At 45.2% G+C, this 22652-nt stretch carries 20 protein-coding genes and 3 tRNA genes; 13 read left to right on the top strand and 10 right to left on the bottom strand.

Annotation, left to right across the window (positions count from 1 at the left end; all coding sequences use genetic code 11):
- Positions 1–35: 35 nt before the first annotated feature.
- Positions 36–461: a hotdog fold thioesterase gene (locus tag AC1XTG_RS12935; protein WP_484842266.1), complete on the bottom strand. Its 426-nt coding sequence runs from the start codon at positions 459–461 to the stop codon at positions 36–38.
- Between the two features lie 85 nt (positions 462–546).
- Here AC1XTG_RS12935 and AC1XTG_RS12930 point away from each other — a divergent pair, with 85 nt between their 5' ends.
- The 4 genes from AC1XTG_RS12930 (at position 547) to AC1XTG_RS12915 (ending at position 3994) form a co-directional block, all read left to right on the top strand.
- Positions 547–1191, top strand: a complete 645-nt coding sequence (locus AC1XTG_RS12930; protein WP_056281635.1) for a histidine phosphatase family protein — start codon at positions 547–549, stop codon at positions 1189–1191.
- 104 nt (positions 1192–1295) lie between these two features.
- Positions 1296–2363, top strand: a complete 1068-nt coding sequence (locus AC1XTG_RS12925) for a sensor histidine kinase (RefSeq protein WP_484842265.1) — start codon at positions 1296–1298, stop codon at positions 2361–2363.
- A gap of 54 nt (positions 2364–2417) precedes the next feature.
- Positions 2418–3152 carry a LytR/AlgR family response regulator transcription factor gene (locus AC1XTG_RS12920; protein WP_484842264.1) on the top strand — a complete coding sequence of 245 codons (735 nt, stop codon included), beginning with the start codon at positions 2418–2420 and terminating at the stop codon, positions 3150–3152.
- A gap of 26 nt (positions 3153–3178) precedes the next feature.
- Positions 3179–3994 (top strand): DUF3298 and DUF4163 domain-containing protein, encoded by an 816-nt coding sequence (locus tag AC1XTG_RS12915; protein WP_484842263.1) that lies wholly within the window; start codon positions 3179–3181, stop codon positions 3992–3994.
- Positions 3995–3999: 5 nt separating this feature from the next.
- Here AC1XTG_RS12915 and radC read toward each other — a convergent pair whose 3' ends face one another.
- The 4 genes from radC to AC1XTG_RS12895 form a co-directional block, all read right to left on the bottom strand.
- The gene (gene radC, locus AC1XTG_RS12910) at positions 4000–4707 is read right to left on the bottom strand and encodes a RadC family protein (RefSeq protein WP_056281647.1); all 708 of its coding nucleotides are present in this window, start codon (positions 4705–4707) and stop codon (positions 4000–4002) included.
- A gap of 59 nt (positions 4708–4766) precedes the next feature.
- Entirely contained in the window at positions 4767–6311 is a 1545-nt protein-coding gene (locus AC1XTG_RS12905) for a tetratricopeptide repeat protein (protein ID WP_484842262.1), read from the bottom strand.
- Positions 6312–6360: 49 nt separating this feature from the next.
- Positions 6361–7107, bottom strand: coding sequence for a zinc ribbon domain-containing protein (locus AC1XTG_RS12900; RefSeq protein ID WP_056281650.1), 747 nt, complete (start codon positions 7105–7107; stop codon positions 6361–6363).
- Between the two features lie 100 nt (positions 7108–7207).
- Positions 7208–8308: a Nif3-like dinuclear metal center hexameric protein gene (locus AC1XTG_RS12895; protein WP_056281652.1), complete on the bottom strand. Its 1101-nt coding sequence runs from the start codon at positions 8306–8308 to the stop codon at positions 7208–7210.
- Positions 8309–8595: 287 nt separating this feature from the next.
- On the opposite strand from AC1XTG_RS12895, the gene AC1XTG_RS12890 reads away from it, so the two are divergent.
- Together AC1XTG_RS12890 and AC1XTG_RS12885 are read left to right on the top strand one after the other, a co-directional pair.
- Positions 8596–8672: transfer RNA gene (locus tag AC1XTG_RS12890), tRNA-Asp, on the top strand.
- A gap of 178 nt (positions 8673–8850) precedes the next feature.
- Positions 8851–8924 (top strand) — tRNA-Asp (locus tag AC1XTG_RS12885).
- Positions 8925–9023: 99 nt separating this feature from the next.
- Here the strand turns inward: AC1XTG_RS12885 and AC1XTG_RS12880 are convergent.
- Positions 9024–10607, bottom strand: a complete 1584-nt coding sequence (locus AC1XTG_RS12880; RefSeq protein ID WP_056281655.1) for a RagB/SusD family nutrient uptake outer membrane protein — start codon at positions 10605–10607, stop codon at positions 9024–9026.
- A 12-nt stretch (positions 10608–10619) separates the two neighbouring features.
- The gene (locus AC1XTG_RS12875; RefSeq protein ID WP_484842261.1) at positions 10620–13595 is read right to left on the bottom strand and encodes a SusC/RagA family TonB-linked outer membrane protein; all 2976 of its coding nucleotides are present in this window, start codon (positions 13593–13595) and stop codon (positions 10620–10622) included.
- A gap of 929 nt (positions 13596–14524) precedes the next feature.
- Here AC1XTG_RS12875 and AC1XTG_RS12870 point away from each other — a divergent pair.
- From AC1XTG_RS12870 to AC1XTG_RS12840, 7 genes are all read left to right on the top strand, one after another.
- On the top strand, positions 14525–14995 hold the full coding sequence (locus AC1XTG_RS12870; RefSeq protein WP_056281660.1) for an Lrp/AsnC ligand binding domain-containing protein: 471 nt from the start codon (positions 14525–14527) through the stop codon (positions 14993–14995).
- A gap of 96 nt (positions 14996–15091) precedes the next feature.
- The gene (locus AC1XTG_RS12865) at positions 15092–15445 is read left to right on the top strand and encodes a PadR family transcriptional regulator (protein WP_031525481.1); all 354 of its coding nucleotides are present in this window, start codon (positions 15092–15094) and stop codon (positions 15443–15445) included.
- 37 nt (positions 15446–15482) lie between these two features.
- Positions 15483–16505: an energy transducer TonB gene (locus tag AC1XTG_RS12860; RefSeq protein ID WP_056281663.1), complete on the top strand. Its 1023-nt coding sequence runs from the start codon at positions 15483–15485 to the stop codon at positions 16503–16505.
- Between the two features lie 95 nt (positions 16506–16600).
- Positions 16601–17125 carry a 3'-5' exonuclease gene (locus AC1XTG_RS12855; RefSeq protein ID WP_056281666.1) on the top strand — a complete coding sequence of 175 codons (525 nt, stop codon included), beginning with the start codon at positions 16601–16603 and terminating at the stop codon, positions 17123–17125.
- A gap of 76 nt (positions 17126–17201) precedes the next feature.
- Positions 17202–17378 (top strand): hypothetical protein, encoded by a 177-nt coding sequence (locus tag AC1XTG_RS12850; RefSeq protein WP_200942722.1) that lies wholly within the window; start codon positions 17202–17204, stop codon positions 17376–17378.
- Between the two features lie 108 nt (positions 17379–17486).
- Positions 17487–17560: transfer RNA gene (locus tag AC1XTG_RS12845), tRNA-Ala, on the top strand.
- A 487-nt stretch (positions 17561–18047) separates the two neighbouring features.
- Entirely contained in the window at positions 18048–18380 is a 333-nt protein-coding gene (locus AC1XTG_RS12840; RefSeq protein WP_484842260.1) for a YegP family protein, read from the top strand.
- A gap of 219 nt (positions 18381–18599) precedes the next feature.
- Here AC1XTG_RS12840 and AC1XTG_RS12835 read toward each other — a convergent pair whose 3' ends face one another.
- From AC1XTG_RS12835 to AC1XTG_RS12825, 3 genes are all read right to left on the bottom strand, one after another.
- Positions 18600–20885 carry a PAS domain-containing protein gene (locus AC1XTG_RS12835; RefSeq protein ID WP_484842259.1) on the bottom strand — a complete coding sequence of 762 codons (2286 nt, stop codon included), beginning with the start codon at positions 20883–20885 and terminating at the stop codon, positions 18600–18602.
- Positions 20886–21278: 393 nt separating this feature from the next.
- The gene (locus AC1XTG_RS12830) at positions 21279–21656 is read right to left on the bottom strand and encodes a VOC family protein (RefSeq protein ID WP_484842258.1); all 378 of its coding nucleotides are present in this window, start codon (positions 21654–21656) and stop codon (positions 21279–21281) included.
- A gap of 54 nt (positions 21657–21710) precedes the next feature.
- Positions 21711–22619 carry an AraC family transcriptional regulator gene (locus AC1XTG_RS12825; RefSeq protein ID WP_484842328.1) on the bottom strand — a complete coding sequence of 303 codons (909 nt, stop codon included), beginning with the start codon at positions 22617–22619 and terminating at the stop codon, positions 21711–21713.
- Positions 22620–22652: the final 33 nt, after the last annotated feature.

Here is a 22652-nt window from a genome sequence, read left to right as displayed (position 1 = left end):
AAGTCGAATTTGTTTGATTTTAATGCAAAATAAAGTCAGCGGTTTGCATTCACAATAGCGACCGTCAACCTGCCGATGCATACCAGCTTGTTCTGGTCATTGGTAATCCTGATATCCCAGATGTGCGTGGTCCTGCCCAAATGGATCGAGGTTACTTTTCCCGTCACAAAACCTTCCTTAACAGGCCGTAAATGGTTCGCATTGATCTCCAATCCGACAGCATGCCTGTCGTCTGACTCCGGTATTACTAAAAACGAAGCAATGCTGCCCAATGTTTCAGCAAGTACCACCGAGGCTCCGCCGTGCAGAATGCCAAACGGCTGGTGGGTGCGGCTGTCAACAGGCATTCGGGCTGTAATAAAGTCGGCGCCGATCTCGGTGAACTCGATTCCGAGGTGGTCGGCGATCGTATTAGTGCTGAATGATTTAAGTTGTTCTAATGAAACGGTTTTAACAAACATATCTAAAAAATGTATAAATTTGTTAGTGCTTTATGAAGTAAAAACAAGGTATTTGCAAAAATAATATTTAAATAATCCTATTACTTTGAAAAGAAAATCTATATACCTCATTCGTCACGGTGAAACAGATTTCAATCGCAGAGGAGTGGTACAAGGTAGCGGAGTTGACTCCTTGCTTAACGAATGGGGAGAAGCCCAGGCAGCGGCTTTCTTCAATGCTTATCAACATGTTCCTTTTGACAAAATATATACCTCTGATTTAAAGCGAACACACCAAACTGTCCGTGGGTTCATCAAGCTGGGCATACCCCACGAAAGTTACTCGGGCCTCAATGAAATCTCCTGGGGAGCCAGAGAGGGACGCGAGCCGAACACGGGCGATAACAACTATTACAGAGAACTGGTAACTGCCTGGCGCAATGGTCACATTGAGCTTGCAGCCGAGGAAGGCGAAAGCCCGATTCAGGTAAGAGAGCGGCAAATTCCGGTGATCGAAACGATCTTATCCCGGCCCCACGAGCGCAACATCCTTATAGCTATGCACGGACGTGCCATGCGGGTTCTGCTGACGACGCTTTTTAATCAGCCGCTTGTGCGAATGGATGATTACGAACATAGCAACCTTTGTCTTTACAAAGTCAATTATTCCTACGATACCCAAAAGTTCGAACTGGAAGTCCGTAACGATATCACCCACCTTCTTTCCCTCGAAATTCCACAAACGCTGTAAAAGCCGCTTGTGTAGGTTCGTTTCCTTTGATGTATTTATACGGCGTTCCACATTCCGTGTAAATACATTTGTTATTTTCGGGGCAATCAACGCGCTACTATTACATGTCCAAAAAACGTACTTACTGGATTCTTCAGATCCTTGGATGGACATTGCTGATTATGTTCGAATACGTTCCTTACGTGCTCGAATATGGTTTTGAAATCGGTGAATTTTATACTGCCCTGGCCAATATCCTGCTGGGGATCGTGCTTACCCACGTTTACCGGCTGGTGATCCGTAAATGGAACTGGTCGTCGCTTCCATTGCCGCGTTTGGCTTTGCGGGTGGTAGGGTCGGTGTTGTGGCTGGGCCTTATTATGGCGATGATCAACCAGCCGATGGACCGGGAAATGCTGGAACATAACCTGCTCAATCAGCCGCTGGTTTTTTGGAGTTATTATGCAAACTGGTGTAAGAACCTGCTTGCCTGGATCTTATCCTATACGGTTTACCATTATGTGGAACAGAACCGGCTTGCGAGCTATGAAAAGATCATGCTGAAAATGTCTGCGCGGGAGGCTGAGGCGAAAGTGTTGCGGTCGCAGCTTAATCCGCATTTTACATTCAATGCACTGAACAGCATCCGCGCGCTGGTATATGAAGATCCGTCCAAAGCACAGCTGAGTATAACGCAGCTTTCCAATATTCTAAGGAACTCGCTGCTTGCTGACAGAAGAAAAACGGTTGACTTGCAGGAAGAGCTGCGCACAGTAGAGGATTATCTTGAACTTGAAAAAGTGCGCTACGAGGACAGGCTTCGGTACACGATCAATGCCAATGCGCAGGCTGTTTACTGGCAGGTACCTCCTATGATGCTGCAGACATTGGTGGAAAACGGCATTAAGCATGGCGTTTCAAAGGAAGTTGGGGGCGGCTTTATCGATGTTAAAGCAGAGATCGCGAACGATGTGCTCGCAATCAATATATTTAATTCAGGTAACCTGGGAACCACTGAATCCGGTGGGGTTGGTTTGAAAAATACAGCTGAGCGGCTCTCCATTCTGTATGGAAAGGCTGCTACTTTCAGGATTTATCAATGTGAAGACAATGTAGTTTGTTCGGAAGTTAAAATTCCAATGCTGTCGGAGAATGTGATGATGGTGGGGCAGGAGTCGGGCGTGGGCCACTGAGAAGCAATGTTCTAAATTCTATATTATACTAACTAATTCCCCAACTTATCTGCCATGAGAACCTTGATTGTTGACGATGAACGCCTTGCGAGAAATGAACTGAAACGTTTGCTTGAACCATATACCAAAATTGAGATCGTAGGTGAAGCTGCGAATGCGGACGAAGCGCTGGTAATGATCGATGAATTACAGCCTGAGCTGCTGTTTCTCGACATTCAAATGCCAGGCAGGAACGGATTCGAGTTACTCTCCTCGATCGAAGGCAAAACGCCGGAAGTGATTTTTACAACCGCTTACGACGAATATGCAATTAAAGCCTTTGAATACAATGCGCTTGACTATCTGCTTAAACCGATTGATAACGAGCGCTTAAAAGATACCATTCACAGGATTGAGGAAAACCAGGCACTGCCCGAGGCACCTGCTCCGAGCCACGAGCGTGCTGAGAAAGTATTGGGTGGAAATGACCAGGTATTTGTGAAGGACGGAGAAAAATGCTGGTTTGTTAAGCTGGGCAAAATTCGTTTGTTTGAATCAATGGGCAATTACGTTCGGCTACACTTCGACGATCAGAAGCCGCTGGTACTTAAATCGCTCAATAACCTGGAAGAAAGACTGGACCCGAATACGTACTTCAGGGCCAATCGTAAACACATTATTAACCTGGGCTGGATTGAGAAAATCGAACCCTGGTTTAGTGGCGGTTTGCTGGTAACCCTGCAAGGCGGTGATAAAATCGAGATTTCGCGCCGGCAGGCAATTCGTTTTAAAGAATTAATGAGTCTATAAAATCTTAACCCCGACGTGGACTGCGCATGAAAAAACAGGCTCTGGTACTTCTCTTTGCAGCTGCTTTGCTTTACAGCTGTAACCCTTCTGCCAAAAATGAAAATTCGGGCGATCGCAACGGACTTTCGCAAGGCCAGATAAGAATGGCGACTTTCGGAAAATGTGATACCGCTTCGAACGGACAGGGTGTGAGCGTGAAAGTCGAGGTGTGGGAGCCGGCAGATTCCAGTGAAGTTGCTTCTGAGATCCGCAACACGATCGCAGCCAAACTGATCGATAGGGTTAACCAACATGGCGATTCGGCCAGTATCGCCGCTAATCGCGCCGCAGGAACAACGCTCGAAGGTGCATTCAATGTGTTTCAGCGAAACTACAACGACTTCAAGAAGGATTTTCCAGATGCGCCCGGCTGCTGGGAAGTGAGCCTGAAAGGTGATACGGTAATGGTAACTTCCAAAGTTCTTTTTTATCAACTTGACCATTACGCTTTTACCGGCGGTGCACATCCCAATACCTTCCGCTCGTTCCACGCATTTGACGCGACGAATGGTGCAGAAGTGGAGATGAAAAAGTTTGTTGCTGACTCTGCTGCATTGTTACAGCTGGTGGAGCGGCATTTCAGAAAAACCGAGAAGCTTACTTCTGATATCGACCTGGAAGAAGCTGGTTATTTTCTCCTGAATCATCAGTTTGTATTACCCGTTAACTATGTTTTCACGCAAAAAGGTGTTTTGTTTTACTACAATCCTTACGAGATAGCTGCTTATGCGCGTGGTGCAATCCAGTTTACGATCAGCTACGAAGAACTCGGCGATTTGATCAGGAAAAAGGACGTAATGTAACTTCCTCACATTTCACCGGAGTCCAGGAAGCTGTAAAATCCACTATCGGTGAAAATCATGTGATCCAGAATGGGAATGTCTAGCAGGAGTCCGGCTTCCTTAATCTGGGTCGTGAGCATTTTGTCCAGCATGCTTGGTATCAGCTGTCCGGAGGGATGGTTGTGGACGAGAATCACGGCGCTTGCCAGGTAGTCAATGGCGAGTTTGAAAATCAGCTTGATGTCCACAGCTACTCCCGAAACCCCACCTACACTTACTGGCAAAGCCCGCATTACCTCGTTTCCGCGGTTAAGAAGCAAGATCCAGAATTCTTCGTTTGGCTTGTCAAGCAGGTATTGCCGCATTTCCTTGTAAACCGACTCCGAGCCCATTATTTTTCGTTTTCGTGTTGGCATGATATCACTTCTGCGACGGCCAAGTTCGAGTGCTGCCACAATGGAAATCGCCTTCGCTTTCCCCATTCCCCGGTATTTCATGAAAGTCTTGTAATCCAGCTTGGCGAGTTCATGTATGCTGTTGCCTACGCTGGCCATAATGATCTTTGCCAGGTCGACAGCCGAAGTTTCCGGTGTGCCGGAACAAATGAGAATGGCGATTAATTCGGCGTCTGTTAAGGCTGCGCGGCCTTTTAGCATTAGTTTTTCACGCGGCTTATCTTCTTCGGACCAGCTGTGAATGCATCTTGGATTGTCTGACTTTGGTTTTCTTGACATTTGGATCAAATTCGGAACCTACTTATCTGTTAGACGTCCGGTCTCTCATTTGGTCACATTTATTGTCCCATTTCTGTCAATGCAGCCCTGGCTTTATTATCGATGCTGTTCTTGTATTCATGTTTTTTGAAAGACATTGCTTTCTTAAAATAGTCTGCCGCCTTCTGTTTCTCTTTTTTCTCAAGATAAATATAGCCCAGCTGTAATGCGGCGGAGGCACCCAGGCCAGTGCTACCGGACTGACTTAGAAGCAGGCAGCGCTCGTAATAAGGCACCGCGCTCGCATTTTGCTCCATTTTGTGCAGTATTCGTGCTTTTCTGTAATTGAACTCGGCCTTTTCGGAGATAGCTGTAAAGTTGTTTTCCGAAAGGTTTTGCATAATCGTGAATGCTTTTGGCAGAAAGCCGCCATCGGTTGCGTAGCGCGCCTGGTAAAGTGTTTTTTGTTGCGCACTGATTTTGCCTGCCAAAAATTCTTTGGCTGTTCGTTCCGCAAGCTGATCAGCTTCTACGATCATTTCTCCTGACGAGCTGATTTTTCTTATAAATACATTTGCCTCGGCATCCTTCCCCGCCAGCCAGCGAGACATGAAAAGTTTGAAGTAAGTGTCCTTGATATAGTTGAAGCCGCGGTACTGTTTTTGGAATAAAAGATATTGGTCAACCGCCGCGTCATAATTACCTCGCTGCAGCTCGATTTCTCCTCTAAGGTATTTGAGAAATGGAAAGCTGACATAAGCTTCTCCGCCAGGCGCATCATTCAGAAAAACGATCGCTTCATCGCTTCGGTTTTCTTTCATTAAAACGGTTGTAGCAAAGAAATGGAGCAGGAGATTGTCAGGCTGCTCAATGGGCCATTTACGGATTCGCTTTTGTTGTTCCGGAGAAAGTTTCAGCGTGTAGGCATGTAACAACAAATCCACCAGCTCGGCCTCCTGACGGAAAAAGGGCTCTTCCTGTTGCACAATCCTCATTTCCCGAATGCCAGCCTGTATGTTGCCTTTTAAGCCGAGTATCCGTGTTACCCACGCATAATTATCAGGGATCGATCCGATCAGTACGTGCAACAAGCCCAGCGACTTCAATGTCGGGATGAAGTCGGGAAATTTCTTGCGGTTCTCTTCAAGCAACTTGTATGCTTTGATTATCTCCCACGCGCCGCTCGCCTGATCACCAAATTTTAATTTTGCAAATGCCCAATGCAGCCGTATTTCTGCGAGCAGGAAGCGTTTGTATGGAGATTGATCCGGCAGCTGCGACACCAGTTCCAGGCGCCCGCTCTCTAATGCAAGCAGCTTTTTGTAAGATACCCGATCCTCCGATATCAGCAGGTAATGCAGATCGGCATAGTTATCGAGATAGGGGATAAATGCATTATTTATCTGCTCTGCCCGCTCTGCATCTATCAGTTTTCGTGCATTGGGCAGCCGAAGCTTCTGAATCTCAAAATATGCTTTCTGCAGCTTCGGGGTAAAATCAACACCGGCCGCCGCGATCTCTGCCTGCACATAATTGGCAGAAAGCACGAAAAGTAACAAGAGAATGCTTGAAAAGCATTGCTTACTTACGACCAGCATTTTGATGAAAAAGTACATAGAAGACATAAAAAAAGGTTGTCTCTTCAGACAACCTTTTCATTCAATTTAATGATTATTACCGACGCTGGTGAACTGGCTCAACGCTTTCCACATCAGCCAATATGCGGCCGCAGTGTTCGCAGACAATCAGTTTTTTACGCTCACGGATATCAGCCTGACGTTGTGGTGGGACAATGCTGAAACAGCCTCCACAGGCGCCACGTGATACGTGAACTACTGCAAGTCCGTTCATAGAGTTGTCACGGATTTTCTGATAAGATTTAAGCAAACGATCTTCAATCTTCTTCACGTGCTTTTCTCTCTCCGAGATCAACCCTTTTTCCTCTGCTTCACTTTCGCTTGTGATTACTGAAAGCTCACCTTTTTTCGCTTTCAGATCTTCATTTCTTTCATTCAAAACCGATTCGGCACGATTTGCATCCTCTTCAATCAGGCGGATACGGGCACGAGCTTCATTGATTTTCTTATCAGCCAGCTGCATATCCAGCTCCTGCAGTTCTACTTCTTTGGTGATTGCATCGTACTCGCGGTTGTTGCGGACGTTCATCTGCTGATCTTTGTATTTCTTGATCAGCTTTTCACCTTCTTTTTGTGCATTCTTGAAATTGTCGATCTCGTTATTAAGATTGGCAATTTCACTTTTAAATTTTGCTAAGCGGGTCTCAAAACCGATAATCTCGTCTTCCAGATCTCTTACCTCTTCGGGAAGATCACCGCGTGTTTTTCGTATTTCGTCAAGGCTTGAATCAATTTCCTGCAATTTCAGGAGAGCATCTAATTTCTGTGCGATTGTGTTTTCCATGTATGTCTTTTATGGACTTGTTTCAATGCGTAATAAGTGAAGGCAGTCAGCCGAAGATTCTCAATAAATAATCAGAAAATATTCTTGATGAAATTACTTTCTATACAAAATATCGAACTGGATTGGTATTGACCTCTGACAAACAGAGTGCAAAATTAGGAAATTTTCCGGACAAATAGTTATATAGTAAATTTTTAGTATATACTTCGCTTTCGTAGTGTCCGATGTCACAGATCATTATCCTCCGCTCTGCGTCGAAAAATTCGTGATATTTATAGTCGGCAGTTACAAATACATCTGCCTTCGCCCGGATTGCATCCTTTAAAAGGAAACTTCCCGCCCCGCCGCAAACCGCAACTTTCTGAACAGTGTGAGAGCTGGTCGGAGTGAATTTGATCATCGGGAGCTGCATCCGATCTTTCAGGAAACTCAGGAATACATGCAATGGCATCGGCTCAGGCAGGGAGCCGATAGCGCCTGCACCTACTTCCTGGTTGAGATTTTCAAGTGAGGTGAGGTAATACGCTACTTCCTCATAAGGATGTACATCGCGAAGTACCCGAAGCATTTTGCTTTGTAAGTAAGTCGGGAACATGACTTCCACCCTGTGCTCTTTTACTTCTTCCAACTGGCCGTTTGTCCCAATGACAGGGTTTGCCTGCTCACCCGGCAGGAATGTGCCTGTGCCTTCTACTCTGAAACTGCAATTTTTATAATCGCCAATTTCGCCGGCCCCGGCAGCAAACAGTGCATCAAGAATCGACTGGGTATTTGCTACGGGTGTAAAGAATGCGAGTTTGGTAAGTATCTGCGCCTTCGGAGCGAGCACTTTCAGGTCGGTTAACCCTAATCTTTCAGCGATTTGCCAGTTTACTCCGCCTGGTACATGGTCCAGATTGGTGTGCGTGGCGTAGATGGCAATGTCGTTTTTGATCGCTTTAATAACAGTGCGCTCCACATAGTCAGACCCATTTAATTTCTTTAATCCCTTAAAAACGATAGGGTGGTGGGCCACAATGAGGTTGCATTGTTTCAGTATCGCTTCTTCAACTACTTCCTCAGTGACGTCAAGTGTAAGCATTACGCCCCGCGCAGTTACTTCCGGCGATCCTACGATCAGGCCGGCGTTATCATACCCTTCCTGGTACGAGACAGGAGCCAGGTTTTCCAGCTCCCGGATAACATCCTTTATATAGGTCATTTTAGCTCTGAATACAACTATTTCATTCTCAGAATCTTCCTTTGTTGCGGATTATTCTTTTACAAATAAAATAACTAAATTGATGTCTCAGCTATTGTAATCAATAATAATAATACTAGTTTTGCACCACGTTTTTCAGGAAAGAGCTGGAAAATAACATGGTTTGGTAGTTCAGTTGGTTAGAATACATGCCCGGGCCGCGTAGGCTGGAATGCATGGGGTCGCGGACTTCCGCAGCCCGGTTCGAGTCCCGTCCAGTCCGGCAATTTTGAAAGTTTGTAATATCTGGTTTGGTAGTTCAGTTGGTTAGAATACATGCCTGTCACGCATGGGGTCGCGGGTTCGAGTCCCGTCCAGACCGCCAGAAATTTTAAGTTTAGTTCTTTAAGTATTGGTTTGGTAGTTCAGTTGGTTAGAATACATGCCCGGGCCGCGTAGGCTGTCACGCATGGGGTCACGGACTTCCGCAGCCCGGTTCAAGCCCCGCCGGGTGGCCGTATCCCCAGACCGCCAGAGATTTTAAGTTAAGTTCTTTAAGTATTGGTTTGGTAGTTCAGTTGGTTAGAATACATGCCTGTCACGCATGGGGTCGCGGGTTCGAGTCCCGTCCAGACCGCAGAAAAGCTCAGAGAGATCTGAGCTTTTTGTATTTTAGCGGTATGAGAAAGCCGGCTTTTATTTGAAGCCAGCTTTTGATCACAAATTTCCAAATTGACTAGTACCCTGGATTCTGCTCCATACTTGGGTTGCCTTCCATTTCTCTTGCGGGAATGGGCCAGAGGTAATCTTTGGCCTTGAAGGTGCGGGTTTCTACACTAACCGGCTTCTTGGTTCTCGGGTCAATGGCGCCTTCAACAACACCATTCATTACCTTTTCTCCAATCTTCCACCTGCGGATATCGAATAACCTGCTTCCCTCAAATGCCAGTTCAACACGTCGCTCGCGCTGGTATAACTCCCTGATTTTAGCTTCACTGTTGTATACTTTCGTGTCTATATTCGGCATTTTTGCCCTGTTCCGAATCGCATTCAGATACTTGACTACATCCGGGTGGTTCCATTGACCGCTTTCCACGAGTGCCTCGACGTACATTAAAAGCAAGTCTCCGTAGCGATAAACCATATAGTCCAGCGAGCCGCGTCCCCTGCCTTTATCAGCCATATCAACATACTTCCGGAGCCAGTAGCCCGTTTTTGACGAATAGTTGGCCGCCAATCTGTTCGGGTTGTTAGGTGAGTCGTCCCACGGATTTAAGTCACCATAAAAGGTGGAGCCTGGGTAGGCGATAGTCAGTTCGAGTCTGGGGTCACGATTTGAATGGAAGTTGGGATTAAGCTTATAAATCGCCGCACTGTCGGGAGATAACTCAGCAAGCGTTTTTCCCTGCTTTGTTTCGTATGTGTTAACCAGCGAACCTGTGGGATTCAGACACGCATTTCCGCCTATGTAGCCAGGTGCGCTTCTATAAAAGGTATCATCATTTCCCGATTGCCGGATGAAAATACGCTCTTCGTTTACCTGGCCTTCATAATTAAAAAGCGAGGCGTAGCTGGGGTGCAGCTTGTACAGATTCAGGTCGATCACCTGCTTCGCGGCACTAACTGCCTCGGCATACTGGTGATTGTTGAGGAATGCCACTGTTTGCATGGTGTAACAAGCTCCCTTACTCACCCGCCTGATATCATTTACAGCGTAAACTGCCGGTAAGTCGGCTGCCGCTGCATTCAGCTCAGCGACCACAAAATCAACGACTTCCTGGCGGGTGTTTTTCTTCAGATCGGTTTCAGTCGGTAACACAACGGTGGTGACGATGGGGATATCACCGTAGTACAGCATCAGATCCAGGTGAAACCAGGCACGTAAGGCGCGGGCTTCTGCGAAATAGCGCCTTTTCAGATTTGGCTCAATCAGCGCTTTTCCCGCATGCTCAAGAAAACGGTTGGCTCTTCGGATAGCGGTGTAATTTTCCTGCCAAACCGGCTGAATAGCCGCCCATTCAGTAGCGCGCATTTGCGAGTTGGCATTGCCGAGTGCGACAATGTTGACCTCACCAAAAAAGTTTGCGTACCAAACAGCATTGTCCGTCATGCCCTCGAAGGTAATGCGGGTGTTGTTCTGATACCTGAATCCGCCGGTGGGTACCTGATCGTACAAAATGTTGAGCGCAGTATTGATCTCGCCCTCGGTGTTCCAGAAGTTCTCGTCTGTTGTTGCGGTAGGATGGTCTCTTGTTAAAAATTCCTCAGCACAGGACGATAGCAACAATGCTGACAATGTAAGAGTTAGTAATTTTTTCATACGGTTGTGAGTCTAGAATTTTACATTCAAACCAACTGTAAAAACCTTCATTAACGGGTAGTTGGCTTCGCTTCCCCGGGTTTCAGGATCAAAATATTTCATCTTGCTGAGTGTAATTGCATTTTGCGCATTGACAAAAACCCGCAGGTTAGTAAGCTTGATTCTCTTGACTAGTTCGGGATCGAAATTGTAGCCCAGCTGAATGTATTTAATCCTCAAAAAGGCCGCATTGGTGAGCCAGTAATCGGAGGGAAGTGCATTGTTGCCCGGCGCAGGTGACAACCTTGGGAACATCGCATCGGGATTTTCCGGGGTCCAGTAATCAGTTTGATACTGCATCGGAGTTCCTCCGTCGAAATTTGAAGTTACATTCAGCACAGTTTGGTACCTGCCTGTGTAGTAAGCAAGACTTTTTGTAAAACCATTCAGCTGAGTTTCGAGGCTAAAACGCTTGTAGACGAAGTTCAAATTGGCAAAGTAGCTTCCCTGTGGGTTCGGATTTCCCATTATTTGCTTATCCTCCTTATCTATATTACCATCTGCATTGATATCCAGGTATTTGATATCGCCAATCTGCTGCCCAGGCAGCAGAGGTATACCGGATTCAATGTCAGCCTGCGTAAGAAGCCCGTCGGTTTTGTGCAGATAGTAGCTGTTGATCGGCTTGCCGACCGCGTTGATTTCCAATCCGCTTGAACTTACATACGGACCGCCCCGCAAAGACAGGATTTTATTGTTATAGTAGGAAAAACCCGCGCTTCCACTGATCTCAAAGTCTTTTCCCAGCGACTTGGAATAGTTGAACATGAATTCCCAGCCTTTATTGGAAACCGATCCTGAATTGACAGGCAGGGAATTAACGCCTGACGAAAGTGACAATGGCGGCGAAAGAAGAATGTCATCCGTTGTCTTACTAAACCAGTCAATGGTAATGCCGAGATTGTCAAACAGGCGGATATCTGTTCCTATATCAAGCATCTTGACGGTTTCCCAGGTGATTTCCGGGTTACCAATCGTCGTTTCTACTCCATTCCCACCGTCAATCAGGCTCTGGTAGCGGTACCTTTCCACATTTCCGTTATTTCCCATTAATCCATAGGAGGCGCGCAGCTTGAAGCTGGTCAGGAAGTCGACGTCTTTCAGGAAGTTTTCGTTATGAACATTCCATCCCAATGCAACGGAGGGGAAAGTACCCCATTTTCTGTTCGGGCCAAATTTGGAAGATCCGTCGGCGCGTACGGTACTTTCAAGCAGGAATCTGTTGTCAAATACATAATTGAATTTAACGAAATAGGATGCGAGGGTCATCTGATCGAAGTTGGACGGGTTATCCGCTTCCCTGGACAAGCCGGCTATCGCATAAACGAAATGCTTTCCGTAAGTCTGTGAGAATTCAAGATTGGAGGCCAGGTAATTATAAGTGCTTCTTCCGACACTTGAACCTTTCGAATTGCCATACGTGAACACCAGGTTTCCCGTGTAGTAATCTAAAAAGTTATAGGAGTTCCGGTTGTCCAGGAACCCATTTGAATTGATGCGATAGAGGTACTGACCCCGGATTTTCAGCTCGGGCGTAATTTGCCAGGTTGGTTGAAAATTGATGTTGATCTGATCTGACTTATTCTGCGCGTAGCCGCCTCTTTCCAGTTCAGCCATCGGGTTCATCATTTCGCCAAAATTTCCATAAGCCTGGTACCCATTGTCTTTGAGCGGATACTTGGGGACAATGTTCGGAGGTGTTGAGTAGACCAAATGCAGCGAATTTCCGAAGCGTACCAGTTCAGATCTGTTTCTGCCACGATTAGCCACCAGGTCCAGCAGCATGGATACATTTTTCGTGAGCGTTACCCCCGTATTGGCCCGGAATGAAAATCTTTCATAATCACGCTTTGGTGTCAGTCCATCCTGATACAAATAGTTGCCACTTACCGCAAAGCGAGCCAGCTCATTTCCGCCGGAGATACTTACCGAGTGACTTTGGATAATTGGATTCTTGTTCAACATCAGTTCCGACCAGTTCGTATTGGGGTAAGCGATCGGATCGTTGCCATCTCTGGTTTTTTGGATGGTTTCGCCGCTGTATGGTTGCAGCCCGCCTATGTTTGCATAAGCCTCATTCACCATTTCCATATACTTGGGTGCATCGACGAATTTGGGCAGGTAAGTGGCATTCTGTACGCCGCCGTAGCCGTCGTAAGTAACAGAAAGCTTCCCTGGAATGCCACGCTTGGTAGTTACCAGGATCACGCCATTTGCGGCACGTGCGCCGTAAATGGAAGCTGCGGCTGCATCTTTAAGTACCGTAATGCTCTCAACCGTCGTCGGGTCGACCGAATTGATATCGAATGGAACACCATCCACCAGCACAAGAGGGGAGGAATTGCCGATTGTTGAAATTCCCCGGATCAGTATATTGGAACGATCTTCACCCGCCATTCCGCTTCCCTGCATGACAGTAAGACCAGTTACGCCGCCTTGCAATGCCTGGGAAAGTTGGGTAATTGGTTTATTGGCGACGGCCGCCTTTACGTCGAGCTTACCGATCGCATTCGCCAGGTTACGGGCTTTTTGTTCCGAATAGCCGGTTACCACTACTTCGTTCAGAGCAGTATTTTTTTCTTTTAATGAGACTACCATGTTTTTTGAGCTCAACACAGGCAGTTCTTTCGGATCGAGACCAACGAAGGTGAAAACCAGTGTATCACCAATGTTCGTTTGTATCTCAAAATTCCCATTTGGGTCGGTAGTTACCCCACGGTCTGTCTTTTTGACCTGAACCGTAACGCCGGGCAATGCAACAGGTGGTTCACTTCCATCGAATACCTGTCCTTTTACAATGAGCGTATCGGCCGCCATCGAGGTAAGAGGATTTGCATTAGATGGCTTGGAGCGGGCGGTCGCTGTGCCTGTGAGGAAAACAATCAGGCACAAAGCAGGGATCACGCCCGGCAGTAAGCCGGGCAGACTCAGCAGTCGCAGTTTTTTCATACTTTTGATTAAGGATTGAGCTTGTTTTACAGTGAGTAATTCCTTGTGCAGCCCGGTCCGGTTTACCAGACTGGAAGTGGCCGGGCATGCAGTTCAAACGGTGGTGTTACCAGCATCACCGTTTTTTATTTTCAATGCGTTCAACTCATAGGCAAGTGGCTTGATGAAGAATTGTTACAGGGAACATCCATAGAATTCGATGAGCTGTTGTAAACGATGAGTAGTAACTCTACAAATAGTACCCACGGATACATGAAAATTTTTAGTTTTTTCTTACTTAATCAAAGTTGAAGGGCCAAAAACTATTATTGGATGAGACGAGAAAGCTGACGCCGGACGCGGCATAATTTTTCCTGATAACTCAACAGGCGAGTTAAAAAGGAAATGAAGAAGTTGGAGAAGTTTGAAAGTTCGTTGCGAACTGAGAAACGTAGAAGAGGAAGAAGAAGGACTGAAAAAGCCCCATTCCATGTTGAACAGGCATAAAATGAAAACACGCAGGTTTCAAAATGAACCCGCGTGTCAAATTACACTTCATCAACAAACTAAAAACCAAATAAAACTAATACGAAAAAATTCGCTTGTCAAGTTTTTTTTGCTGTAGGAGGGGGATTCGAACCACCCACGGTGCGGTTAGCTACGGTACAAATACTGTTGGTGGTCCACCCCAGTCGACGTTAGTCGGCATTATGCCGCGTTTATCCCTTATTCACCACCCCCGAGACAGGAGGGCATGGCTGCCAATTTCATCACCCTACAATGTGATCTTCAAACATTCAGGAAATATTATAGTTCCATTCCCGTTTGGTTTTGCAAAATTATAGCTTCCAGATTTAATATAAAATATTTTCATTAAAAATTGTCAAAATTTACAATAATCACATAAATTAGGTTCTTGTATTGCGAAAAATTCAAACATTCAGATCGAAATGCAGAAATATTCAGATATCGACAGTACCGATCTTCGTATTTTATCCCTCCTGATTGAAAATGCTGCGTTGCCGTACACGGAGATCGGTAAGCGGGTATTTGTGTCGGGCGGTACCGTACACGTGCGTATGAAGAAGCTGGAACAAATGGGAATCGTCAAGGGATCTCAGCTAGTCATTGATCCGGCCAAGCTTGGCTGGGACATCAGCGCTTTTCTGGGAATTTATCTTGATAAGAGCTCCCTATACGAACAAGTGGCTACCGAGCTTGAAAATATTCCCGAAGTTGTAAACATTCATTATACAACAGGTATCTATAGTATCTTTTTAAAAATCGTTTGTCGCGATACCGGGCATTTACGTGAAATTCTTCACGATAAGATCCAAAAAGTAAACGGAATACAGAGAACAGAAACTTTTATCTCGCTGGAAGAGCGCATTAACCGCTCCATTCCGCTTACGGAAGGCTAATTATCAGCCAAGTATTGACTTCGGGAAAAAGAAATTCTATTTTTGTATTGTATATATAAAAAACTTATATATATTTGCTTAATCAAATTTTAACTCATGGATAATAACACAACAAGTAACGAGTATGTCCGGGGAACATTAAAAACCATCGTGTTGAATTTGTTAGCCGAGCATGACAGGATGTACGGATACGAAATTACGCAGGAGGTAAAGGAAAGAACGGGCGGCGCAATCGCGCTGACGTTCGGAGCACTTTATCCGGTGTTGCACAAGCTGGAACAAGAGGGGTTTCTCATCACAGAGTCTGTGGAGGTTGATGGCCGGCTTAGAAAATATTATTCACTTACCAGTCCTGGGAACGAGGCTGCCCGTAATAAAACCAATGACCTTGAACGTTTTATAGACGCAGTTCGATTGTTACTCGCTCCTAAAAATCTGGCCACCGAATAAACGAGTTACATGGTTAAAATCTAAAACAGATTGTCCTATGAAACGCCTTCAGGAACACCGCATTGATTTGATTAAATCATATTTGAAGTCGAGCAAGCTGAATCCGGAATTGTTGCCGGAGATCCTCGATCATTTGGCTTGTGAGGCTGAGGAGCGTCTATGGGACGGAAAACCGTTTGAACAGATATTCGAGAATATCGTCGAAACAGCGGATTCCAGGACACTTCTAGATTTGAGTGTTGACCATAAAAATCTGTTAGCCATGGAAAAATCTTTAAATGACATCGTGTTTGAAGGTCGCAACAAGCTTTACGGCGCCTATGATCTGAGGAAATCGTACGGACAAACCATTCAGAAATCCGTCATAATGGGCGTTACCCTATTTGGATTGATCGTGTTCCTTCCGAATCTGTATGCAAGACTGGTACCCGATCCCAAGCCGGATGATATCGCATACATTGTTGAAGCGAAACCGATTGACATTCTCCGGGAGACACCTAAACCTCCTGTGGAAGTGAAAGAGCCAGCACCCGTTGCCAAATCGGTGAGGATGTTGCCGCCGGTTGTCATGCAGGATGATCAGGTTTCCATGGAAAACCTCCCGCCGGCCGTTGAAGAGCTGGAAAACGCAGTTCCTGCTGAAAAAACATTAGAGGGTATAGAAGATATTGACATTATTGTTCCGCCATTAGCAGATATCGGGACTGCCAAGACGGCGGCGGCGGGCGTGAAAACAAGAGAGGAAAGTATCTTTTTACACGTAGAACAAGCCCCGGAATTCCAGGGCGGAATGCAGGCAATGGCCGCGTTTCTACAAAAAAATCTGAGGTATCCTTCTGCCGCTTCAAAGGCGGGGATTCAGGGGAGGGTATTTGTGCAGTTTACAGTTGGATCTGATGGAAAAATTGAAGACGTATCGGCAATCAAGGGAATAGGTTTTGGCTGCGATGAAGAGGCAGTACGTGTAGTTAAACTAATGCCGGGCTGGGTTCCTGGCCGCCAGGCAGGAAATCCGGTGCGGGTTAAGTTTACATTGCCGATTGCATTTCAGTTAAACTGACCACCTTCTGGCATTCCGTAAATGCCTCCTGTTATTCAGAAAATCCTCGCTTCGGTGAGGATTTTTTTGTTTTTTTGTAGTTCGAAAATGACTTCATGTACGCAATTGTTGATATAGAAACCACTGGGGGAGGAGGCGCTGCGCGAATTACAGAAATTGCAGTTTTCAGGCACGATGGTCTGAAAGTGGTTGACTTTTTTCATTCCCTGATCAATCCCGAAGTTTACATTCCACCGTTCATCACCCGACTTACGGGAATTGACAATGCGATGGTGAAGGATTCGCCAACTTTTTACGACGTGCAGGATGCAGTACGTGCAGTTACAAAGGATGCATGGTTTGTGGCGCACAATGTGCGTTTTGACTACGGATTTATAAAAAGGGAATTTGGTGCATTCGATGAGTATTTCCAGCGCGATGTATTGTGTACGGTTCAGTTGAGCAGGAAAATATTCCCCGGGCTTAAATCATACAGTCTCGGTAACCTTTGCCAGAGCCTCGAAATAGGCATTGAAAACCGTCACCGCGCTCACGGTGACGCAGAAGCGACTGTCCGGCTGTTTGAAAAGCTGCTTGTTCACGATCGCCAAAAGCTGATCCCGGTTAACCTTTTCGTATAGCGTCACGGTTTGTTTCTCGTGTGGAATGATTTTTTAAGTTTTAGCTGAAAAGTTTTTAACCTAAAAATCCTTTCCAATGAAAGCCTATTTGAATTACCTCATAGTTCTCCTGCTATCATTTACACTCGCAAGCTGCGAAGTGATCGGTGATATTTTCAAAACGGGTATGTGGACAGGAGTGATCTTGGTTGTCGCAGTAATCGCCGTTGTGATCTGGCTTCTTGCCCGGGTATTTGGCGGCGGCAGGCGATAGTTCCTGTACAGAAAGCGTAATTGACTTCCGCGATATAAATTGCCTGCGGGCTTGTTTATAAAAATTCTCCGTTTCATCTTTGCACTCCCTTGCGGGGCGCTATGAAACGGGGGATTAGCTCAGTTGGCTAGAGCGCTTGCATGGCATGCAAGAGGTCGTCGGTTCGAATCCGATATTCTCCACTTGATAATCAGCCACTTACAGAAAAAATGTAAGTGGTTTTTTTATTTAGGTCGAACATAGGTCGAACATTTTCTGTCAGTTTCACCAAGTTTTTCCAGTCCAGCCGCACTAACTATTCCATTTTTTAGACTTCGGATTCCATAAAAAGACGTCAAAGGCGGCTTATTTTAGTCGACTACCATAAACTCAGCGTTCGATTATACGGTGGTGGCTGTTACACAACTCTTGACCTAGATCGCTACCTCAATTGAATGGTTGGTTAATACGTGATTTTTCCAGATGACAAATTCAATATATTTGCTGGCCATGTACGGCAACCTCGCTGGCTTTGCAATAGCGGATTGTCTTGGTACAGAAACACCGGAAACTCTACTTTCAACCGTCTGAAAACCTGGGAGGAGCTCATTAAATGGAAATACGCAATGTGGCCAGTAAAAACCATTGGTGATAAGCTTATTGAAAATATCAACACCTATCTTCTCACCAATGGCTACGTTTCAAATCAAAACCAGGAAAAACGGGGAATTTCAGTTCGACCTTAAAGCTTCAAATGGACAAGTCATTCTGACAAGTGAAGGATATTCGGCTATGGCTTCTTGTAAGAATGGCATTGAGTCAGTTCAGAAAAATTCCCCAAACGGTGATCGATACGAACGCAAGACATCGACTAACGGTAAGCATTACTTTGTACTTAAGGCGACAAACGGGCAAGTGATTGGATCGAGCGAAATGTACGAAAGCGCGTCAAGTATGAATAACGGTATTGAATCAGTCAAAAAGAACGGGCAGACAGAGGATATAGAGGATCTGACGACATAAGAATAACGTTTAAAAGTATAAAGCCCGGAGTAATCTGGCCTGTTTACCAACTCATTTTCTTCGAAACTTCATCAAAAATACCTCCTTTATTTCATCCACGATCAGACTGAGCGAACTATGGTGGTGCCGTCTCTTATTGGAGGGTTTTAAGATTTCACCCAAAGTCCTCGCCTACACTATATGCCCAAAAACGAAAAGTAAAGTGCTTGTTAACCAGCGCTATCTTGCGATTTTAGCATTGGTTTTTTCGGAGATCTCCCTGATGATGCCGTCCAGCTCATGGGCAGAGGCAAGGATACATTCGAGGATTTCTTTGTTTTCTAAATCCGAAATTTCGTGGTCTTTCAACAGAGTGACCGCGCCCATCAATCGTGCAAGGGGAGCCCGAACAACATGTGATTGCATAAAAGCGATATTCCTCATATTTTCATTTTGTTCTTCAATCGCCTTTGTATATCGTCTGCTTTCGGTAACATCCAGGCACGAACCAATCATTTTTATTGGAGTGCCTTTTTCATCAACTTTCACGCGACCCCACGATTTAAGATAGCGAATCTCGCCATCGGGTCGGACGATACGCTCTTCGAAAACAATGTCAGCTTTGTTGCGCAGCACTTCAAAAATCCCTTCGATTACCCGCTCGCGGTCATCTGGATGCAGCAATTCCTGATACCCTTCAAACGTGGCTTTAAAAGAGGTCCTTTCGAGACCGTAAATCGTGTATAGTTCATCCGACCACCGTACGACATTATTTAGAATATCCCATTGCCAATTGCCAAAGCCAGCGAGTTCCTGTCCTTGCTTCATGACGATGGATGCATCTTCCAAAAGAACAGATTTTTCCCTGCTCTCCATGATCACTTTCAGTATCGCCGCACACCTTTCGATAACGTTTAGTTCATCTTCTCTTGGCAGTTTCACTTCTTTGTAGTAGAATCCAAGCGTTGCCAGGACTTTACCATCCGAACCAATGATAGGCTGCGACCAACAGGCGCGAAAACCATATTTTAGTGTAAGCTCAACATAGTTGGTCCATTTGGGATCATTAACAATGTCGGAAACAATTACCCTTTCTTTCAAAAATGCCGCCGTGCCGCAAGAGCCTGCCAAAGGACCAATGGGGCTGTTATGTAAGGAATCGAGATAGTCAAATGGAATGGAAGGGGCTAACCCTAATTCTAGACGATTATCTTTTACTTGATGCACGGAGCATTGCATTTCTGGAAAAATACTTTGGATCCCTCGCAGATACATCAGCAGCAATTCGTGTAGTGGAGTGCCATTATTTGTATTTATAGCAAGAATTGACTTTTCCAAACCAGCCAATTCCTCCATCCTCTTGGCTTCTGTGATGTCCACCATCAGGCCTCGTAAGCGCGTCGGTTTGTCTTTTTCAACGATCACCGATACGATATCTTTGATCCAGATCACATTACCATCCGCTTTGATCATTCTGTAATCGAAAATATGATCCTTGGCATGGCTTGTTTGAGCCTGGCAATAAGATACTGCATGTTGAAGATCGTCGGGATGAATATGATTTTGCCAGAAACTGCGATCTTGCAACCATTCATTTTTGGTATAGCCCAGGATATCTTCCACATGTTCGCTTACAAAAGAGAATTCAAATGTTGACGCGTCTGCTTCCCAGAAAATGCCATTGATTGACTTTGTTAACAGCGACAGTTGTTCTTCGTATTGGTAAAGCAAATATTTCGTATCTTCTTTTTCAGTGATATCCTGTACTGAACCACAAATCCTGTCACATTTTCCGGACGTAAATACAGCCTGGCCACTGAGCCTTATTAATCGATTGTTTCCTTTGTGGGTTGTTATCTGCACTTCTGTATTGAAAAAATCCCCATGTAGCATAGACTCCCTGACCAGGCGTAAAAATGCTTGACCTTCTATTTTTCTGGTAAAAAAGCTAATTACATCGTCAAAGGATGGAGTAAATTCCTGGTCAACTTCATAAATGTCCCTGGTAGCGGCTGACCATATAATGGTGTTGTTGGTCAGGTTTGCCTCCCAGGTTCCAGTTTTATCAAAGTCCTGTGTCTTTTTTATGATCTTGTTACTTTGGATATCATTTTTTTTCGGGGATAGTAACGCTGAGTTTATATCTGTCACGTCTGTAAAGGAGCACATGATCTGATATATCATCTTATCCGCACCTGTGAGAGGGACAATCGTTCCGATCAGATGTAACTGTTTGGCTGCTGATTGTTCTACGTTTGCATTTACATAGTATTTTAAAACAGGAATCTCAACGGAAGATCCCGTCAAAACTGCCTTTTTGATCAGGCCTTTCCATTCAATTTTGCTTAGATCAGTACGGACTGTAAAAATCTCTTGAAAGTCATTGTCGATTACCTTTTCGGCCGGCAGTCTGAACAGGGAACTGAATGCCTTGTTGATCCTTACAATGACAAGTTCATCAAAATTGATGTCCAGAATTACGCAGGGGTTAGGCAGAATGTTAAATATGCCTGAATCATGCTCCATCCTTTGCCAGGTAAAACGTTAGTTTCGGAACTACTACTAATAATTAGGAATCAATATCGTACATCTATGCATGAATGGCAAAAATATTTCTTCTAATCATGCAAGTTAATTTTAGGGAAGAATTCAGCAAGCGAGTAATTTAATATGTGCCCGACATTTCACTTACACAGTTTTGAGAAAGCGTTTAAATAAACAGCGATGGCCACTCCATTTTCGGGTGGCCATCGCTGTTTATTAACTGGTCCTTTAAAGTTGTTTTTCCGATCGCACTTAGAGTTTCTCGGGAGAAGTATCACTATGACGGTATTCGAAAACTTTCAGAGTAAATGGTGCATATGACAGGCGTGTTTGCCGATATCTTTATTGGTTATGCGGAACCGTGATCCCATCAAGTCAGCCCACCGGTTCCCAAAGTTGAATCTTGTTACCTTCCAAATCCAGTATATGGACGAATTTTCCGTAATCGTAAGTTTCTATTTGGTCCAGAATACTTACGCCTGCCTGGGTCAGTTCGTTAACTAGTCCTTCTAAATTCTCTACCCTGTAATTGATCATGAAATCCTTCGCTGAGGGCTTGAAGAAATCCGTGTTTTCAGGAAATGTGTTCCACTGGGTCAACCCTTCCGTCTGTTGATTGTCGGCTTGCGACCAATGAAAGCTAGTCCCGTAAGGAGTCATCTCAAACCCCAGATGCTCTTTATACCACTCATTGACTGCCTTAGGATTTTTACAGGCGAAAAAAATGCCTCCTATGCCGGTTACTTTTTTCATCGCTTATCTTTTGATTGGTTAAGTTATTAAATTTAGTCCCTGCTGGTCAATCTGTTAAAGCCGAGATATTTTTTTTACCGGGATCATAATGTCAAGATTGAAGCTTTCCCAATTGCAGATATTTTCCTTGTCCAGGAACACTTCGATACTAGGTCCGATTTCACATTCATACAAACTGTCGATCAGCCATCGATCAAACAGATAGTTTGTAGCGGCTGCCACCTCGCTCAGGTCTCCGGAGACAGAAGTTATCGCGTATTTGCAAGCTGGCATAGTCTTCATTTGTATCAAATCTTGTTGTCCGATAGTAAAGTTCGCCGGAATTATGGCACAAGCTTCGTATTGATATTTTTCCTTTGGCGTTACCTCAGGATCATCCTGCGACATCCCGAAGAATGTTGCCGCATCATATAGCCCGGCTTCCTTTGTCCAGGCAATGATCCTGGAAAATGCATTGATTACCACCCCATCCTTAAATGAATCTGTCACGCGTATGTAACCAATCTTTCGTTCCGGAAGCATCCGTACCTCGACTGGAAACGTCTTGCTCAGCTCCTGAGCATCTCGGTTGCAATGATATTGACTAACCGGGAATAAGTCTTTGCAGATCTTGCTACTTTTAATCGCCTGGCCATTTCTATACATTTTCGGAGTGACTTCAAAGTATTGTTTGAACACGCGGGAGAATGTCGAGGGCGAGGAGAACCCGCATTGAAGAGCAATCTCTGAAAGGGATTGCTCGGAAAACCTAAGAAGCCTGGCCGCCCTCTCGTTTCGAATGCGGGTGATAAAACCATTTACGGTTTCGCCAGTCACGGCAACGAAGATTCTATGAAAATGAAATGGTGAAAAGCAGGCAATTGATGCTAACTCGTTCAAGGAGATAGCCCGGCCAATGTTGCTGTTTATGTGGTCGACTACTTTATCGATTCGACTTTGGTAAATCTCTCTGGAGCTCGTCATCACGCTTTCAAGCTGTTTGCATAAGTCCTAAAA

The organism is Dyadobacter sp. HNCC25DJ183, from assembly GCF_056895175.1.
This window is presented reverse-complemented; position numbering and strand designations above follow the sequence as displayed.

Excerpts from the sequence above, each read along its gene's own strand:
- AC1XTG_RS12935 (WP_484842266.1), bottom strand. The coding sequence starts at position 461 with ATGTTTGTTAAAACCGTTTCATTAGAACAACTTAAATCATTCAGCACT.
- AC1XTG_RS12925 (WP_484842265.1), top strand. The coding sequence starts at position 1,296 with ATGTCCAAAAAACGTACTTACTGGATTCTTCAGATCCTTGGATGGACA.
- AC1XTG_RS12920 (WP_484842264.1), top strand. The coding sequence starts at position 2,418 with ATGAGAACCTTGATTGTTGACGATGAACGCCTTGCGAGAAATGAACTG.
- AC1XTG_RS12915 (WP_484842263.1), top strand. The coding sequence starts at position 3,179 with ATGAAAAAACAGGCTCTGGTACTTCTCTTTGCAGCTGCTTTGCTTTAC.
- radC (WP_056281647.1), bottom strand. The coding sequence starts at position 4,707 with ATGTCAAGAAAACCAAAGTCAGACAATCCAAGATGCATTCACAGCTGG.
- AC1XTG_RS12905 (WP_484842262.1), bottom strand. The coding sequence starts at position 6,311 with ATGTCTTCTATGTACTTTTTCATCAAAATGCTGGTCGTAAGTAAGCAA.
- AC1XTG_RS12900 (WP_056281650.1), bottom strand. The coding sequence starts at position 7,107 with ATGGAAAACACAATCGCACAGAAATTAGATGCTCTCCTGAAATTGCAG.
- AC1XTG_RS12895 (WP_056281652.1), bottom strand. The coding sequence starts at position 8,308 with ATGACCTATATAAAGGATGTTATCCGGGAGCTGGAAAACCTGGCTCCT.
- AC1XTG_RS12880 (WP_056281655.1), bottom strand. The coding sequence starts at position 10,607 with ATGAAAAAATTACTAACTCTTACATTGTCAGCATTGTTGCTATCGTCC.
- AC1XTG_RS12875 (WP_484842261.1), bottom strand. The coding sequence starts at position 13,595 with ATGAAAAAACTGCGACTGCTGAGTCTGCCCGGCTTACTGCCGGGCGTG.
- AC1XTG_RS12870 (WP_056281660.1), top strand. The coding sequence starts at position 14,525 with ATGCAGAAATATTCAGATATCGACAGTACCGATCTTCGTATTTTATCC.
- AC1XTG_RS12865 (WP_031525481.1), top strand. The coding sequence starts at position 15,092 with ATGGATAATAACACAACAAGTAACGAGTATGTCCGGGGAACATTAAAA.
- AC1XTG_RS12860 (WP_056281663.1), top strand. The coding sequence starts at position 15,483 with ATGAAACGCCTTCAGGAACACCGCATTGATTTGATTAAATCATATTTG.
- AC1XTG_RS12855 (WP_056281666.1), top strand. The coding sequence starts at position 16,601 with ATGTACGCAATTGTTGATATAGAAACCACTGGGGGAGGAGGCGCTGCG.
- AC1XTG_RS12850 (WP_200942722.1), top strand. The coding sequence starts at position 17,202 with ATGAAAGCCTATTTGAATTACCTCATAGTTCTCCTGCTATCATTTACA.
- AC1XTG_RS12840 (WP_484842260.1), top strand. The coding sequence starts at position 18,048 with ATGGCTACGTTTCAAATCAAAACCAGGAAAAACGGGGAATTTCAGTTC.
- AC1XTG_RS12835 (WP_484842259.1), bottom strand. The coding sequence starts at position 20,885 with ATGGAGCATGATTCAGGCATATTTAACATTCTGCCTAACCCCTGCGTA.
- AC1XTG_RS12830 (WP_484842258.1), bottom strand. The coding sequence starts at position 21,656 with ATGAAAAAAGTAACCGGCATAGGAGGCATTTTTTTCGCCTGTAAAAAT.
- AC1XTG_RS12825 (WP_484842328.1), bottom strand. The coding sequence starts at position 22,619 with ATGACGAGCTCCAGAGAGATTTACCAAAGTCGAATCGATAAAGTAGTC.